13 protein-coding genes and 1 pseudogene are annotated in these 12,603 nt (G+C 65.2%); 12 read left to right on the forward strand and 2 right to left on the reverse strand.

Annotated elements, in window-relative coordinates; translation table 11 throughout:
* The first annotated feature begins 88 nt into the window (after nucleotides 1-88).
* The 12 genes and pseudogenes from alr (at nucleotide 89) to phoU (ending at nucleotide 10,793) form a co-directional block, all read left to right on the forward strand.
* Entirely contained in the window at nucleotides 89-1,219 is a 1,131-nt protein-coding gene (gene alr / locus ACWPWO_RS06175; RefSeq protein ID WP_454005242.1) for an alanine racemase, read from the forward strand.
* An 18-nt stretch (nucleotides 1,220-1,237) separates the two neighbouring features.
* The gene (locus ACWPWO_RS06180; RefSeq protein ID WP_394065013.1) at nucleotides 1,238-1,954 is read left to right on the forward strand and encodes an SDR family oxidoreductase; all 717 of its coding nucleotides are present in this window, start codon (nucleotides 1,238-1,240) and stop codon (nucleotides 1,952-1,954) included.
* Between the two features lie 2 nt (nucleotides 1,955-1,956).
* Nucleotides 1,957-3,342 carry a DNA repair protein RadA gene (gene radA, locus ACWPWO_RS06185; protein ID WP_454005244.1) on the forward strand — a complete coding sequence of 462 codons (1,386 nt, stop codon included), beginning with the start codon at nucleotides 1,957-1,959 and terminating at the stop codon, nucleotides 3,340-3,342.
* A gap of 7 nt (nucleotides 3,343-3,349) precedes the next feature.
* Complete coding sequence (locus tag ACWPWO_RS06190; protein ID WP_454005246.1) at nucleotides 3,350-4,117, forward strand: sulfite exporter TauE/SafE family protein; 768 nt, start codon at nucleotides 3,350-3,352, stop codon at nucleotides 4,115-4,117.
* A gap of 9 nt (nucleotides 4,118-4,126) precedes the next feature.
* Nucleotides 4,127-4,846 carry a 3-deoxy-D-manno-octulosonic acid kinase gene (locus ACWPWO_RS06195; protein WP_454005248.1) on the forward strand — a complete coding sequence of 240 codons (720 nt, stop codon included), beginning with the start codon at nucleotides 4,127-4,129 and terminating at the stop codon, nucleotides 4,844-4,846.
* A gap of 77 nt (nucleotides 4,847-4,923) precedes the next feature.
* Nucleotides 4,924-6,029: pseudogene (locus ACWPWO_RS06200) on the forward strand (polyamine ABC transporter substrate-binding protein).
* A gap of 5 nt (nucleotides 6,030-6,034) precedes the next feature.
* Nucleotides 6,035-7,165, forward strand: coding sequence for an ABC transporter ATP-binding protein (locus ACWPWO_RS06205; RefSeq protein WP_454005250.1), 1,131 nt, complete (start codon nucleotides 6,035-6,037; stop codon nucleotides 7,163-7,165).
* Nucleotides 7,162-8,082 (forward strand): ABC transporter permease subunit, encoded by a 921-nt coding sequence (locus ACWPWO_RS06210; protein WP_454005251.1) that lies wholly within the window; start codon nucleotides 7,162-7,164, stop codon nucleotides 8,080-8,082. The genes ACWPWO_RS06205 and ACWPWO_RS06210 overlap by 4 nt, the downstream gene beginning before the upstream one ends.
* Entirely contained in the window at nucleotides 8,079-8,885 is an 807-nt protein-coding gene (locus tag ACWPWO_RS06215; protein ID WP_394065025.1) for an ABC transporter permease subunit, read from the forward strand. Before ACWPWO_RS06210 ends, ACWPWO_RS06215 begins: the two co-directional genes overlap by 4 nt.
* A 12-nt stretch (nucleotides 8,886-8,897) precedes the next feature.
* Nucleotides 8,898-9,254: a Spx/MgsR family RNA polymerase-binding regulatory protein gene (locus ACWPWO_RS06220; RefSeq protein ID WP_454006285.1), complete on the forward strand. Its 357-nt coding sequence runs from the start codon at nucleotides 8,898-8,900 to the stop codon at nucleotides 9,252-9,254.
* A 43-nt stretch (nucleotides 9,255-9,297) separates the two neighbouring features.
* On the forward strand, nucleotides 9,298-9,981 hold the full coding sequence (rpiA, locus tag ACWPWO_RS06225) for a ribose-5-phosphate isomerase RpiA (RefSeq protein ID WP_454005252.1): 684 nt from the start codon (nucleotides 9,298-9,300) through the stop codon (nucleotides 9,979-9,981).
* Between the two features lie 89 nt (nucleotides 9,982-10,070).
* On the forward strand, nucleotides 10,071-10,793 hold the full coding sequence (phoU, locus tag ACWPWO_RS06230; protein ID WP_454005254.1) for a phosphate signaling complex protein PhoU: 723 nt from the start codon (nucleotides 10,071-10,073) through the stop codon (nucleotides 10,791-10,793).
* A gap of 70 nt (nucleotides 10,794-10,863) precedes the next feature.
* Here phoU and ACWPWO_RS06235 read toward each other — a convergent pair whose 3' ends face one another.
* Together ACWPWO_RS06235 and argA are read right to left on the reverse strand one after the other, a co-directional pair.
* Nucleotides 10,864-11,136 (reverse strand): oxidative damage protection protein, encoded by a 273-nt coding sequence (locus ACWPWO_RS06235; protein WP_454005256.1) that lies wholly within the window; start codon nucleotides 11,134-11,136, stop codon nucleotides 10,864-10,866.
* 59 nt (nucleotides 11,137-11,195) lie between these two features.
* Nucleotides 11,196-12,551 carry an amino-acid N-acetyltransferase gene (argA, locus tag ACWPWO_RS06240; RefSeq protein ID WP_454005258.1) on the reverse strand — a complete coding sequence of 452 codons (1,356 nt, stop codon included), beginning with the start codon at nucleotides 12,549-12,551 and terminating at the stop codon, nucleotides 11,196-11,198.
* Between the last annotated feature and the right edge of the window lie 52 nt (nucleotides 12,552-12,603).

Consider the following 12,603-nt stretch of genomic DNA (forward strand, 5'->3'; position numbering starts at 1 on the left):
TTCAGGTTCTTGTTACAGGCGCAACATCCCCACGACTTTCGTTTCCACAGGGGCTGGTTTAGACTCTCAGATTCCTTTGGGGAGAGCCATGCCACGTCCTATATCGGCGACCATTCATGTGTCGTCGCTGCGTCACAATCTCGATGTCGTCATCCAGAGCCTGAACAGCGCAACCTCCATGTCGGGTGCGCGGCGGCCGAATATCTGGGCGGTGATGAAAGCCGATGCCTACGGACATGGCATCGAGAACGCCGTGCGCGCCTTTCAGGCCGCCGAAGGACTGGCCATGCTGGATCTGCAGGAGGCCGTGCGTTGCCGCGAAGCGGGCTGGACGCGCCCCATCCTGCTGCTGGAAGGCTTTTTCCAGCCCGAGGACCTGGAGGTGCTGGCGCATTACGGCCTGTCCACCGTCATCCATGGGCACGAACAACTCAAGATGCTGGAGCAGTGGGCCGGAGGCCGGGCGCTGGACGCCATGGTCAAGCTCAACACGGGCATGAACCGCCTGGGCTTCAGCGTGGACGATTATCCGGCCGCCTTCGCGCGCGCCCAGCGCCTGCAAAAGGCCGGCAAGCTGGGCGTGGTGGGCAAGATGACCCATTTCGCGCGCGCCGACGACAATATCGACGCGACCCTGGAGCAGATCCGCTGCTTCACCCGCATCACCGACGGCCTGCCCGGTCCGGTCAGCATCTGCAATTCGGCCGCCACGCTCAGCCCCGATCTGGGCGCCTACATGCCCGCCGGTCCGGAGCAATGGGTGCGACCCGGCATCTGCCTGTACGGCAGCTCGCCCTTCGCCGACATCAGTGCACAGGATTTCGGCCTGGAGGCCGGCATGACCCTGGCGGCCGAACTGATCAGCGTGCGCGGCGTCAAACAGGGCGAAGGTGTGGGCTATGGTCATACTTATGTGGCCGAGCAGCCCATGCGCGTGGGCGTGGTGGCCTGCGGCTACGCGGACGGCTATCCGCGCCATGCGGGTACCGGCACGCCCGTGGTGGTCAATGGCGTGCGCACCCGCCTGGTGGGCCGCGTATCCATGGACATGCTGGCCGTGGACCTGACGCCCGTGCCCGCCGCGGGAGTGGGCAGCCAGGTCGTGCTGTTCGGCCAGGGCGGCCCCTGCGTGGACGAGGTGGCGGCCGCCGCCGGCACCTTGGGCTATGAACTGATTTGCGCCGTCGCGCCGCGCGTGCCGCGCATCATCCAGGATTAACACCTCGAAGGCAGGGCCATGAAGAACAAATGCGTATTGATCACCGGCGCCACCAAAGGCATAGGCTGGGCCATCAGCCAACGCCTGGCGGACGCCGGCGCCCACGTGGTGGGCCTTGCCCGCCATACGGAAAACATCGACTTTCCCGGCTATTTGTATTCCTGCGACCTGAGCAATGCGGGCGAGACCGAGGAAATGCTGCGCGTCATCCGCGAAAAGTACCCGGTGGACGCCGTGGTCAACAATGTGGGCGCCGTGGCGCCCGAGCCCATCGGGCAGGTGGACCTGGGCAATCTCTACCAGGTCTTCGACCTGAACGTGCGCGTGGCCGTGCAGGTGACCCAGGCCTTCATCCCGTCCATGAAGGCCCGCAAGGAAGGCCGCATCGTCAATATCTGCAGCCGGGCGGTGCATGGCGGCAGCGACCGCACCAGCTATTCGGCCGCCAAGAGCGCCTTGCTGGGCTGCACCCGCACCTGGGCGCTGGAGCTGGCTCCCTACGGGATCACGGTCAACGCCGTCTCTCCAGGCCCCATTGAAACCGAACTGTTCCGCGCCACGCATCCCGTGGGCAGCGAAGCCGAGCAGCGCAGCCTGGCCTCCATCCCGCTGGGACGCTTCGGGCAGGCGGGCGAAGTGGCCGCCGCCGTGACCTTCCTGCTCAGCGACGAGGCCGCCTTCATCACCGGCCAGAACCTGGGCGTGGACGGCGGCGGCAGCCTGGCGGGGCGCTGACGATGGCCATAGGCGCGCGCGCCGGCCGCAAGGCCAAGATCGTCTTTGTCTGCAACGAATGCGGGGCCGACACGCCCAAGTGGGCCGGCAAGTGCCCGGCCTGCGGGGCCTGGAACAGCCTGCAGGAAACCGTGGAGTCGCCTGCGGCGGCTTCCTCGCACCGTTTCGCCTCCCTGGCCGGTTCCAGTCCGGTGCAAAGTCTGTCGGACGTGCAGGCGCGCGAACTGCCGCGCGTGCCCACCGGCATCGGCGAATTCGATCGCGTGCTGGGCGGCGGGCTGGTGGAAGGCGGCGTGATCCTGATCGGCGGCGACCCGGGCGTGGGCAAGTCCACGCTGCTGCTGCAGGCCATGGCCGCCCTGGCCCAGCAGACCAAGGTCCTGTACGTTACCGGCGAAGAATCCGCCGAGCAGGTGGCCCTGCGGGCCCGGCGCCTGGGCGTGCCCACGCAGGGCGTGGACCTGCTGGCCGAGATCCGGCTGGAGTCCATCAGCGAGGCCCTGCAGTCGCACCAGCCCCGCATCGTGGTCATCGACTCCATCCAGACGCTGTATTCGGACCAGCTCAGCGCCGCGCCCGGTTCGGTGTCGCAGGTGCGCGAGTGCGCCGCACAGCTGACCCGCCTGGCCAAGCAGAGCGGCACCGCCATGATCTTCATCGGCCACGTCACCAAGGACGGCACGCTGGCCGGCCCGCGCGTGCTGGAGCACATCGTGGACACGGTGCTGTATTTCGAAGGCGACACGCATTCCTCCTTCCGCATGGTGCGCGCCTTCAAGAACCGCTTTGGCGCGGTCAACGAGCTGGGCGTGTTCGCCATGACGGAGAAAGGCCTCAAGGGCGTGAGCAACCCGTCCGCGCTGTTCTTGTCGCAGCATTCGCAAAGCGTGGCCGGCTCCTGCGTCATGGCCACGCAGGAAGGCACGCGGCCCCTGCTGGTGGAGATCCAGGCGCTGGTGGATTCGGCCCACGTGCCCAATCCGCGCCGTCTGTCCGTGGGCCTGGAAAGCTCGCGGCTGGCCATGCTGCTGGCGGTCATGCACCGCCACGCGGGCGTGGTCACTTACGACCAGGACGTGTTCGTCAACGCCGTGGGCGGTGTCAAGATCACCGAGCCGGCCGCCGACCTGGCCGTGCTGCTGGCCATCTTGTCGTCCCTGAACAACCGCCCCCTGCCGCGCGGGCTGGTGGTGTTCGGCGAGATCGGCCTGGCCGGCGAGGTTCGCCCGGCCCCGCGCGGGCAGGAGCGCCTGCGCGAAGCGGCCAAGCTGGGCTTCGGCATCGCGCTCATTCCCAAGAGCAATGCGCCGCGCCAGCCCATCGAGGGACTGGAGATCTGGGCCGTGGACCGGGTCGAGGACGCGGTCGAGCGCCTGCGCAACCTGTAGCGATTTCATGACAAGTTTTCAATTGATCCTGGCCTGCCTGCTGGGAGGCGCGCTCATCGGCTTTACGGGCGGCGTGCTGGGCATAGGCGGGGGGCTGCTGGCCATTCCGCTGCTGGGCCTGATCCTGGGCATGGACCAGCAGACGGCCCCAGGCACGGCTCTCCTCATGGTGGTGCCGGCCGTGCTGCTCACGGTGCGCCAGTACCATCGCCGCAATCACATCGACTTTCGCCGCGCCGCCCTGGGCGCCCTGTCCTCCATCGTCTTCACCTGGCTGGGCGCGCGCCTGGCCCTGGGCATGGATGCCGTGCTGCTGCGGCGCATCTATTCGGTGTTCGTGCTGCTCATCGCCCTGTATTATTTCCACCAGAGCCTGGGCAGGCGCGGCTCCGCCCGCAGTCGGCCCGATCCGGACTCCTTCGGCTGGTCCTGGTACGTGGGCGTGGGCATGATGGCGGGGCTGGCCGGCGGCATCTTCGGCGTGGGCGGCTCGGTGCTGGTCGTGCCGTTCCTGACCAGCCGCATGGGCTACAGCCAGACCGGCGCGCAAGGCCTGGCGCTGTCCATGATCATCCCGGGCACGCTGGTGGCCTTGCTGACCTACGCCGTGCACGGGCAGGCCAGCTGGCAGGTGGGCCTGCCCATGGCGCTGGGCAGCCTGGCCCTGGTGCCGTACGGGGTGCGCCTGGCCTATCGCCTGCCCGAACCCCGGCTGAAATTCATCTTCGCCTGCATGCTGGTGCTCATCATGGCCTTGCTGCTGGCCCGCGCTTGAGGAGCCGTTGTGAACGCCACGCCTGATTCCTTCTTTCCGCTTCCGGACGGGGGCGCCTTGCTGGCTCCCGAGCTGGCCGGGCTCCCGGATCTGCGACCGACAGCGCTGCAGCGCTGGTTCGAGCCTGCCGCCTACGGTTCACAGGCCGCCAAGGTGGGGCAGGGCGGACGGCAGGCCGCCTGGTTCGTGCAAGGTCCTTTCGGCGCGGCCGTGCTGCGCCACTACCGGCGCGGCGGCCTGGTGGCCCGTTTCAACGAGTCCTCCTACCTCTGGCAGGGGCGCGAACGCACCCGCAGCTGGCGTGAATTCCAGGTGATGTCTTATTTACACCACAAGGGGCTGGCCGTCCCGCCCGTGCTGGCCGCCGCCTGGTGGCGCCGCGGCCTGTGCTACCGGGCGGCCCTGATGACCCGTCGCCTGCCTGATGTCGATCCCCTGTGCCAGGCTCTGGAAAGGGCCTCGCCCGAGCGGGTGGCGCACGAGATCGCCCGCATGCATCAATTCGAGGTTTGGCATGCCGACCTTAACGCCTACAATATTTTGCTGGATGCGAATGACAAGGTCTGGCTGATCGATTTCGACCGCGCCCGCCAAGGAGGCCTGAGCCGTTCCCAGGCGCTGGACAACCTGCAGCGCCTCAGGCGCTCGCTGGTCAAAGTGTGCGCGCAGCGCGGCGATGCCTGGTGGCAGGAAATGTTTTCCTCATACCGTCATCAAATGCGGTTTTAAATACGACTATTGGCCGCAAAAAAGCTTTATCATCTCGCCTTTTGGGTTTTTCGCTTTCGATAGGAAGGGGACTCGCGATGTCTTTTGGGATGAACAAACCACGGGTACTCGCCGGCCTGCTGGCCGCTGCCGCCATGCTGCCCGCCGCGCAGGCACAGGACAAGGTCGTCAATGTCTACAACTGGGCCGAATACACGGCGCCGGACACGCTGTCCGGTTTCCAGAAAGCCACGGGCATCACCGTGCGCTACGACGTGTACGACAGCAACGACACCTTGCAGGCCAAGCTGCTGACCGGCAAGTCCGGTTATGACGTGGTGGTGCCTTCCACCCACTATGCCGCCCGCCAGATCGAGGGCGGCCTGTTCCAGAAGCTGGACAAGAGCCTGATCCCCAACTGGAAGTACCTGGACCCCGACATCATGGCCCTGCTGGCCGACGTGGATCCGGGCAACGAATACCTGATCCCCTGGGGCTACGGCACCAACGGCCTGGGCTACAACGTCACCAAGGTCAAGGAGATCATGGGCGCGGACGCGGACCTGGGCAACTGGGACATGCTGTTCAAGCCGGAAAACGCCGAAAAGCTGAAGGGCTGCGGCATCTCCATCCTGGACGAGGCCGCCCAGGTGTTCCCCGCCGTGCTGCATTACCTCGGCAAGGACCCCAACAGCAGCAATGAAGCCGACTTGCGCGAGGCCCTGGACCTGCTCAAGAAGATCCGTCCCTACGTGCGCCAGTTCAGTTCCTCGGGCTACATCGACGAGCTGCCGCCGGCGACCTGTGCATGGTCTACGGCTTCTCGGGCGACGTGATGATCTCGTCCGCCCGCGCCCGCGAGGCCAAGAAGCCCTACGCCATCGATTACTACATTCCCAAGGGCGGCGCGCCCGTGTGGTTCGACACCATGGCCATCCCCAAGAGCGCGGCCAATGTGGAGCAGGCGCACGCCTTCATCAATTACATCGAGACGCCCGAGGTGCATGCCGCCATCACCAACACCATGTTCTATCCCAACGCCAACAAGGAGGCGCGCAAGTTCGTGGTGAAGGAAGTGGCCGACAACCCCATGATCTATCCCTCTCCCGAGGTCTCCAAGACCTTGTTCGTCATCAAGCCGCAGCCTCTGAAGGTGCAGCGTCTGCAGACGCGCCTGTGGGCTGAACTGAAATCGGGACGCTAGGCACCATGCAAGATATCCGTACCGGAGCGTCGCCCTGGATGGACGGCGAGGACGCGTTCGTGCGCGTGGACGAGGTCGTGAAGATTTTCGGCGACACGGTCGCGGTCAAATCGGTCAGCCTGGATGTGCGCCGCCACGAAATCTTTGCCCTGCTGGGCAGTTCGGGCTGCGGCAAGTCCACCTTGCTGCGCATGCTGGCTGGCTTCGAGGAGCCGACCTCCGGTCGGATCTACCTGGACAACGAGGACATCACGGACCTGCCTCCCTACCGCCGGCCGGTCAACATGATGTTCCAGTCCTACGCCCTGTTTCCCCACATGTCGGTCGAGGCCAACGTGGCCTTCGGCCTGAAGCAGGAAGGCGTGCCGCGCAACGAGATCGACGAGCGCGTGTTTGAAGCGCTGGACCTGGTCCAGATGGCGGGCTTCTCGCGGCGCAAGCCGCACCAGCTCTCGGGCGGGCAGCAGCAGCGCGTGGCCCGGGCGCGCAGCCTGGTCAAGCGGCCCAAGCTGCTCCTGCTGGACGAGCCCATGTCGGCGCTGGACAAGCAGATCCGCCAGAAGACCCAGATCGAGCTGGTCAAGATCCTGGAGCGCGTCGGCGTCACCTGCATCATGGTCACGCACGACCAGGAAGAGGCCATGACCATGGCCGACCGCCTGGCGGTGATGTCCGAAGGGCAGATCATCCAGCATGGCACGCCCTATGATGTCTACGCCTTTCCGAATTCGCGCTTCGTGGCCGGCTTCATCGGTTCCACCAACCTGTTCAACGGCGTCATCTCCGTGGACGAGCCCGACCACGTGCACATCGAATGCGAAGAGCTGAACCGTCCGCTGTACGTCAGCCACGGCATCAGCGAGCCTCTGGGCATGGCCGTGTCCGTGTCCATCCGCCCCGAGCAGATCCAGGTCAGCCGCGAGATGCCCACGGAAGACACCAATTGGGGGCACGGCATCGTCACGCACGTGGCCTGGATGGGCAGCTACACACGCTACCAGATCCGCCTGGATTCGGGCATGCTGATCGAGGCGCAGATGCCCAGCGGCACGCTGGCCCAGCCGGATGCGCCCGGCGTGGACGAAGAAGTCTACGTATCCTGGTCCGATGACAGCGCAACGGTGCTGAGCGCATGAAGAACCTGTCCTGGCGCAAACTGCTGCCCGCGGGGCGCACGCTGGTGGTGGCTCCCACGTTCCTGTGGTTGATCCTGGTTCTGCTGGTGCCGTTCCTGCTGGTGTTCAAGATCAGCTTCGCGGACCTGGATTTCGGGGTTCCGCCTTACACGCCGCTGGCGCAGTTCGCGGACGAAAGCATTTCCTTCGTGCTGAACCTGCGCGGCTACATCCTGCTGTTCAGCGACAATCTGTACCTGGCCACCTACCTCAGTTCCCTGAAGATGGCGGCCGTCACCACGCTGTGCTGCGTGCTGATCGGCTACCCGGTGGCCTACTACATCGCCCGTTCGTCCCCGGCGGTGCGCAACCTGCTGCTGCTGGCCGTCATCCTGCCGTTCTGGACCTCCATGCTGCTGCGCGTGTACGCCTGGGTGGGCATTCTGCGCAACGACGGCCTGCTCAACAGCGTGCTGTTGTGGCTGGGCGTGATCGACGCTCCGCTGGAGATCTACCGCACCGACCTGGCCGTCTACATCGGCCTGGTCTATGCCTACCTGCCGTTCTTCATCCTGCCGCTGTACGCCAATCTGGTGAAGCTGAACGTGCGCCTGCTGGAGGCGGCCTATGACCTGGGCGCGCGCCCCTGGTCGGCCTTTCTGCACCTCACCCTGCCGCTGTCCATGCCCGGCGTGATCGCCGGCGCCATGCTGGTGTTCATACCCTCGGTGGGCGAATACGTCATTCCGGAAATGCTGGGCGGGGCGGATACCCTGATGATGGGCCGCATCATGTGGAACGAGTTCTTCAACAACGCCGACTGGCCCATGGCCGCGGCCGTGACCTGCGTGATGGTGCTGCTGCTGATCATTCCGCTGATCCTGTTCCAGTACAGCCAGATGCGCCAGATCGAAAGCCAGCGTGGAGGCCGTTCATGACCAAACCGAATCCCTGGCTGCGCGCCCTGGTCCTGCTCCTGGGCTTTGGCTTTCTGTACGTCCCCATCCTGTTCCTGGTGGTCTTCTCCTTCAATGATTCGGCCATCATGACCTCCTGGTCGGGCTTTTCGCTGCGCTGGTACGAATCCCTGTTCCAGGACAAGGTGCTGCTCTCGGCGGCGCGCCTGTCCTTCCTGGTGGCCTTCCTGACCGCCACCACGGCGCTGGTGCTGGGCACCTGGGCCGGCTATGTGCTGACCCGCATGGGGCGGTTCAAGGGCTTCGCCCTGTACATCGGCCTGATCAGCGCCCCCCTGGTCATTCCGGAAGTCGTGCTGGGCATCTCGCTGCTGCTGATGTTCGTGGAGCTCAATTCCTTCCTGGGCTGGCCCGAGCAGAACGGCGTGTTCACCATCTGGGTCGGCCATGTGGTGCTGTGCACCGCCTATGCCACGGTCATCCTGCAGTCGCGCATGCGCGAACTGGACCGCTCGCAGGAAGAGGCCGCGCTGGACCTGGGCGCCACGCCGCTCAAGGCCTTTTTCATGATCGTGCTGCCCTCGATCACGCCGGCCCTGATGGCGGCCTGGCTGCTGGCATTCACCCTGTCGCTGGACGACGTGGTGATCGCCTCCTTCCTGTCCGGCCCCGGTTTCACGACCCTGCCCGTGGAAGTCTTCTCGCGCGTGCGCCTGGGCCTCAAGCCCGAGATCAACGCCCTGGCCACGCTGTTCATCCTGGTGGTCGGCGCCTTCGTCGTGGTCGCCAACCGCCTGCAGGTGCGCCGCGAGCGGCGCGCTTGATCGATACGGAGTATTGCCATGTTCTCGATGTACGGCCTGAAGAATTGCAGCACCTGCCAGAAGGCGCGCGCCTGGTTCGAGGCGCACGGCCTGCCGCTGGAATTCTCGGATTACCGCGACCATCCTCTGGAGCCCGCCCGCTTGCAGGCCTGGGCGCAGGAGCTGGGAGGCTGGCCCAAGCTGGTCAATCGCGCCTCCATGACCTGGCGCCAGTTGCCCGAGGAGCGCAAGGATCCGCAAAGCGACGCCCAATGGCTGGAGCTGATCGCGCAGTTCCCGGCCCTGGTGCGCCGGCCCGTGCTGCTCACCCCGCAAGGGCAAGTCAGCGTGGGCTTCAACGAAGGCAAGTTCGCCGCTCGTTTTCTCTAAATGCCCATCACGGGGGCCCAGCCCCCGATTTTCTTTGATCGCCATGTACACACAGTCCGAGCTCAAGCAACAGGTGGCGCAGGCCGCCGTCGACTACATCCTGCCCCGTCTGACTCCCGAGTCCATCCTGGGCGTGGGCACCGGTTCCACCGTGGACCTGTTCATTGACGCGCTGGCCCCGCACAAGAGCCGCTTCAAGGCCGCCGCCTCCAGCTCCAACCGTTCCACCGAGCGCATGCAGGGCCTGGGCATCGCCGTGCAGGACCTGAACGGCATCGAACGCATGGACTGGTACGTGGACGGCGCCGACGAGATCGACGGCGCGCTGAACATGACCAAGGGCGGGGGCGGGGCGCTCACGCGCGAGAAGATCGTGGCCTCGGTGGCGGACAAGTTCCTGTGCATCGTGGACGAATCCAAGCTGGTCGAGCGCCTGGGCGCCTTCGCCCTTCCGGTGGAGGTCATCCCCATGGCCCTGAACGCCGTGGCCCGCCAGCTGCGCGAACTGGGCGGCCAGCCCGTGGAGCGCGCCGGCTTCGTGACGGACAACGGCGGCCTGATCCTGGACGTGGCCGGGCTGTCCATCGCCGACCCGGCCGCGCTGGAGGCGCGCATCAACAACATCCCCGGCGTGGTCTGCTGCGGCCTGTTCGCGCTCAAGCCGGCCAGCGTGGCCCTGGTGGCGGGCCAGCAGGGCGTGCGCATGCTGGCGGGTCCAGGTTTCTGAACCTTAATGTCTCTGTCATAATCTGCGCTTAAGCTAAGTGCCTGATTGAGCGCTTGGCGAGAGCCACTTCGCCGTTACAGAAGGCCACTATGAACGAACATACCAACAAGCAGTTCCACTCCGACCTGGAAACCACCCGCTCGCTGTTCCTGCAGATGGGCGGCATCGTGGAATCCATGGTCAAGAGCGCCACGGAAGCCTTGCAGACCGGAGACATGTCGCTGGTCGACCTGGTCCGCGAACGCGAAAAGGAAGTCAATCGCCTGGAAGTCGAAATCGACGAGCGCATCACCAATCTGATCGCCCGCAACCAGCCCACCGCCATCGACCTGCGCCTGCTGCTGTCCATCTCCAAGATGCTGACCGACATGGAGCGCTGTGGCGACGAGGCCGAGCGCATCGCCAAGATGGCCCGCCGCCTGCACGAAAGCACGGTCGGCTACGAGCCCGTGGTCGAGCTGCGTCACATGAGCTCTTCCGTGGCCGGCATGATCCACGACGCCCTGGACGCCTTCGCCCGTCAGGATGCGCTGCACGCCGCCCAGATCGTGCGCAGCGACAAGGAGGTGGACCGCGAATGGAAGGGCTCGCTGCGCCACATCATCACCTACATGATCGAGGACCCGCGCACCATTTCGCATTCCATTGACCTGATCTTCATCGCCCGCGCGCTGGAGCGCATCGGCGACCATGCCAAGAACATGGCCGAACGGGTCATCTACATGGTGCGCGGCGATGACGTGCGCCACACCGGGGTCAAGAACACCGAGCGCACCGCGCGCGGCGAACCCCCGCCTGAGGACGAGGAATGAAACTGGCTTGAACGCCAAAAAAAACACCTGCCGCGGCAGGTGTTTTTTTATGAGGACGGGACGGGAGAGATCAGGGCTTGGGCGCCACGAAGCCCTGGGCTTCGACGTCGGCGTCCTCGAACAGATATTTTTCCATCTGTTCTTTCAGGTACTGCCGGGCGCGCGAATCCGCCAGGTTCAGGCGATTCTCGTTGACCAGGCGGGTCTGCACGTCCATCCAGTCGGCCCAGGCCTGCTTGGAGATGTTGCGCCAGATCTTCACGCCCAGATCGCCGGGGTAGGGAGGGAAGTCCAGGCCTTCGGCTTCCTGCTTGAGTTTCGCACACTGGACCATGCGTGCCATGTCTTTTCCTTTTTAATCTGAGCTTGGATGGGGACATTGTACCCAATACAGGCGCCGGATCAGAGCTTCTTGATGAAGACCATGCTGTTGCGCGAACGGTTGTAGTGCGACTGCTTTTCCTTGGGCAGGTCGGACACGCCGCCCTGCACGAAGCCGCGCTTGATGAACCAATGCGAGGTGCGCGTGGTCAATACGAACAGGCGCTTGAAGCCGGCCGCGCGGGCCTTGGCCTCGGTGTGGCGCAGCAGGATCTCGCCTTCGCCCGAGCCCTGCCATTCGGGGTGCACGATCAGGCAGGCCATCTCGGCCATGCTTTCCTCGGGGTAGGGGATCAGCGCCACGCAGCCGTAGATGATGCCGTCGTGCTCCAGCACGGTGAAGCGTTCCACCTCGCGCTCGATGACCGAGCGGCCGCGCGGCACGAGCGTTCCGTCGATCTCCAGCGGCTCGATCAGCTGCACGATGGCGCCCACATCGTCCAGGTTGGCCGGACGCAGGTCGTCCAGGGTGTCTTCCACCACCATGGTGCCCACGCCGTCGTGGGTGAAGATCTCCAGCAGGATGCTGCCGTCCTGCTTGTAGGGCACCAGGTGGGCGCGGGCGATGCCGCGCTTGACGGCCTGGGAGGCATAGCGCAGGAAGGTGGAGCAATCCTCGTCCAGCTTGCCCGAGGCCAGCAGGGCGTCGGCATCGGCGCGCGCCAGCTCCGAGTCGATTTCCAGATTGTTGGAGTGGCCGATGTGCTCGGGCGTCAGGAAGATCAGCTTTTCGGCGCGCAGCGCGATGGCCGTGCTGGTGGCCAGGTCTTCCATGTCCAGGTTGAAGGCTTCGCCCGTTGGGGAAAAGCCCAGCGGGGAGAGTAGAATAAGCGCTCCCTGGTTGAGTATGACGCGCATGGCGTCCACGTCCAGCTTGCGCACCGATCCGGCATGCTTGTAGTCCACGCCGTCGATCACGCCCACCGGGCGGGCGGTCACGAAGTTGCCCGAAATGATGCGGATCTGCGCGTGCGACATGGGCGTGTTGGGCAGGCCCTGGCTGAAGGCGGCCTCGATGTCCAGGCGGATCTCGCCGGCGGCCTCCTTGGCGCATTCCAGCGCGGCCGCGCTGGTGGGCTCGGTGCCGCGGCCGAATTGCGTGGTCTCGCCCTTCAGGCGCAGTTGTTCATTGACCTGCGGGCGCGAGCCGTGCACCAGCACCAGCTTGATGCCCAGGGCGGACAGCAGGGACAGGTCCGGGATCAGCGTGTTGAGCAATCCGTCGTTGATGAGTTCCCCCCCGAAGGCCACCACGAACGTCTTGCCCCGGAAGTCATGCACATAAGGGGCCACTTCCCTGAACCATCGCACGAATTGCGCCTGGGCTTGATCGGGTGGTTCGAGAGCGGTAAACGAGTCGGGGGTGTCTGTGTTCATTGCAGGGGATCTATGCGTCCAAATTCGAGAGCGTACTTGAAGAGATTGAACA

Source organism: Alcaligenes sp. Marseille-Q7550, assembly GCF_965112015.1.

Coding starts and splice junctions, on each gene's coding strand:
- radA (WP_454005244.1), top strand. CDS start 1,957: ATGGCCATAGGCGCGCGCGCCGGCCGCAAGGCCAAGATCGTCTTTGTC.
- ACWPWO_RS06235 (WP_454005256.1), bottom strand. CDS start 11,136: ATGGCACGCATGGTCCAGTGTGCGAAACTCAAGCAGGAAGCCGAAGGC.
- ACWPWO_RS06215 (WP_394065025.1), top strand. CDS start 8,079: ATGACCAAACCGAATCCCTGGCTGCGCGCCCTGGTCCTGCTCCTGGGC.
- argA (WP_454005258.1), bottom strand. CDS start 12,551: ATGAACACAGACACCCCCGACTCGTTTACCGCTCTCGAACCACCCGAT.
- ACWPWO_RS06205 (WP_454005250.1), top strand. CDS start 6,035: ATGCAAGATATCCGTACCGGAGCGTCGCCCTGGATGGACGGCGAGGAC.
- ACWPWO_RS06180 (WP_394065013.1), top strand. CDS start 1,238: ATGAAGAACAAATGCGTATTGATCACCGGCGCCACCAAAGGCATAGGC.
- phoU (WP_454005254.1), top strand. CDS start 10,071: ATGAACGAACATACCAACAAGCAGTTCCACTCCGACCTGGAAACCACC.
- rpiA (WP_454005252.1), top strand. CDS start 9,298: ATGTACACACAGTCCGAGCTCAAGCAACAGGTGGCGCAGGCCGCCGTC.
- alr (WP_454005242.1), top strand. CDS start 89: ATGCCACGTCCTATATCGGCGACCATTCATGTGTCGTCGCTGCGTCAC.
- ACWPWO_RS06210 (WP_454005251.1), top strand. CDS start 7,162: ATGAAGAACCTGTCCTGGCGCAAACTGCTGCCCGCGGGGCGCACGCTG.
- ACWPWO_RS06190 (WP_454005246.1), top strand. CDS start 3,350: ATGACAAGTTTTCAATTGATCCTGGCCTGCCTGCTGGGAGGCGCGCTC.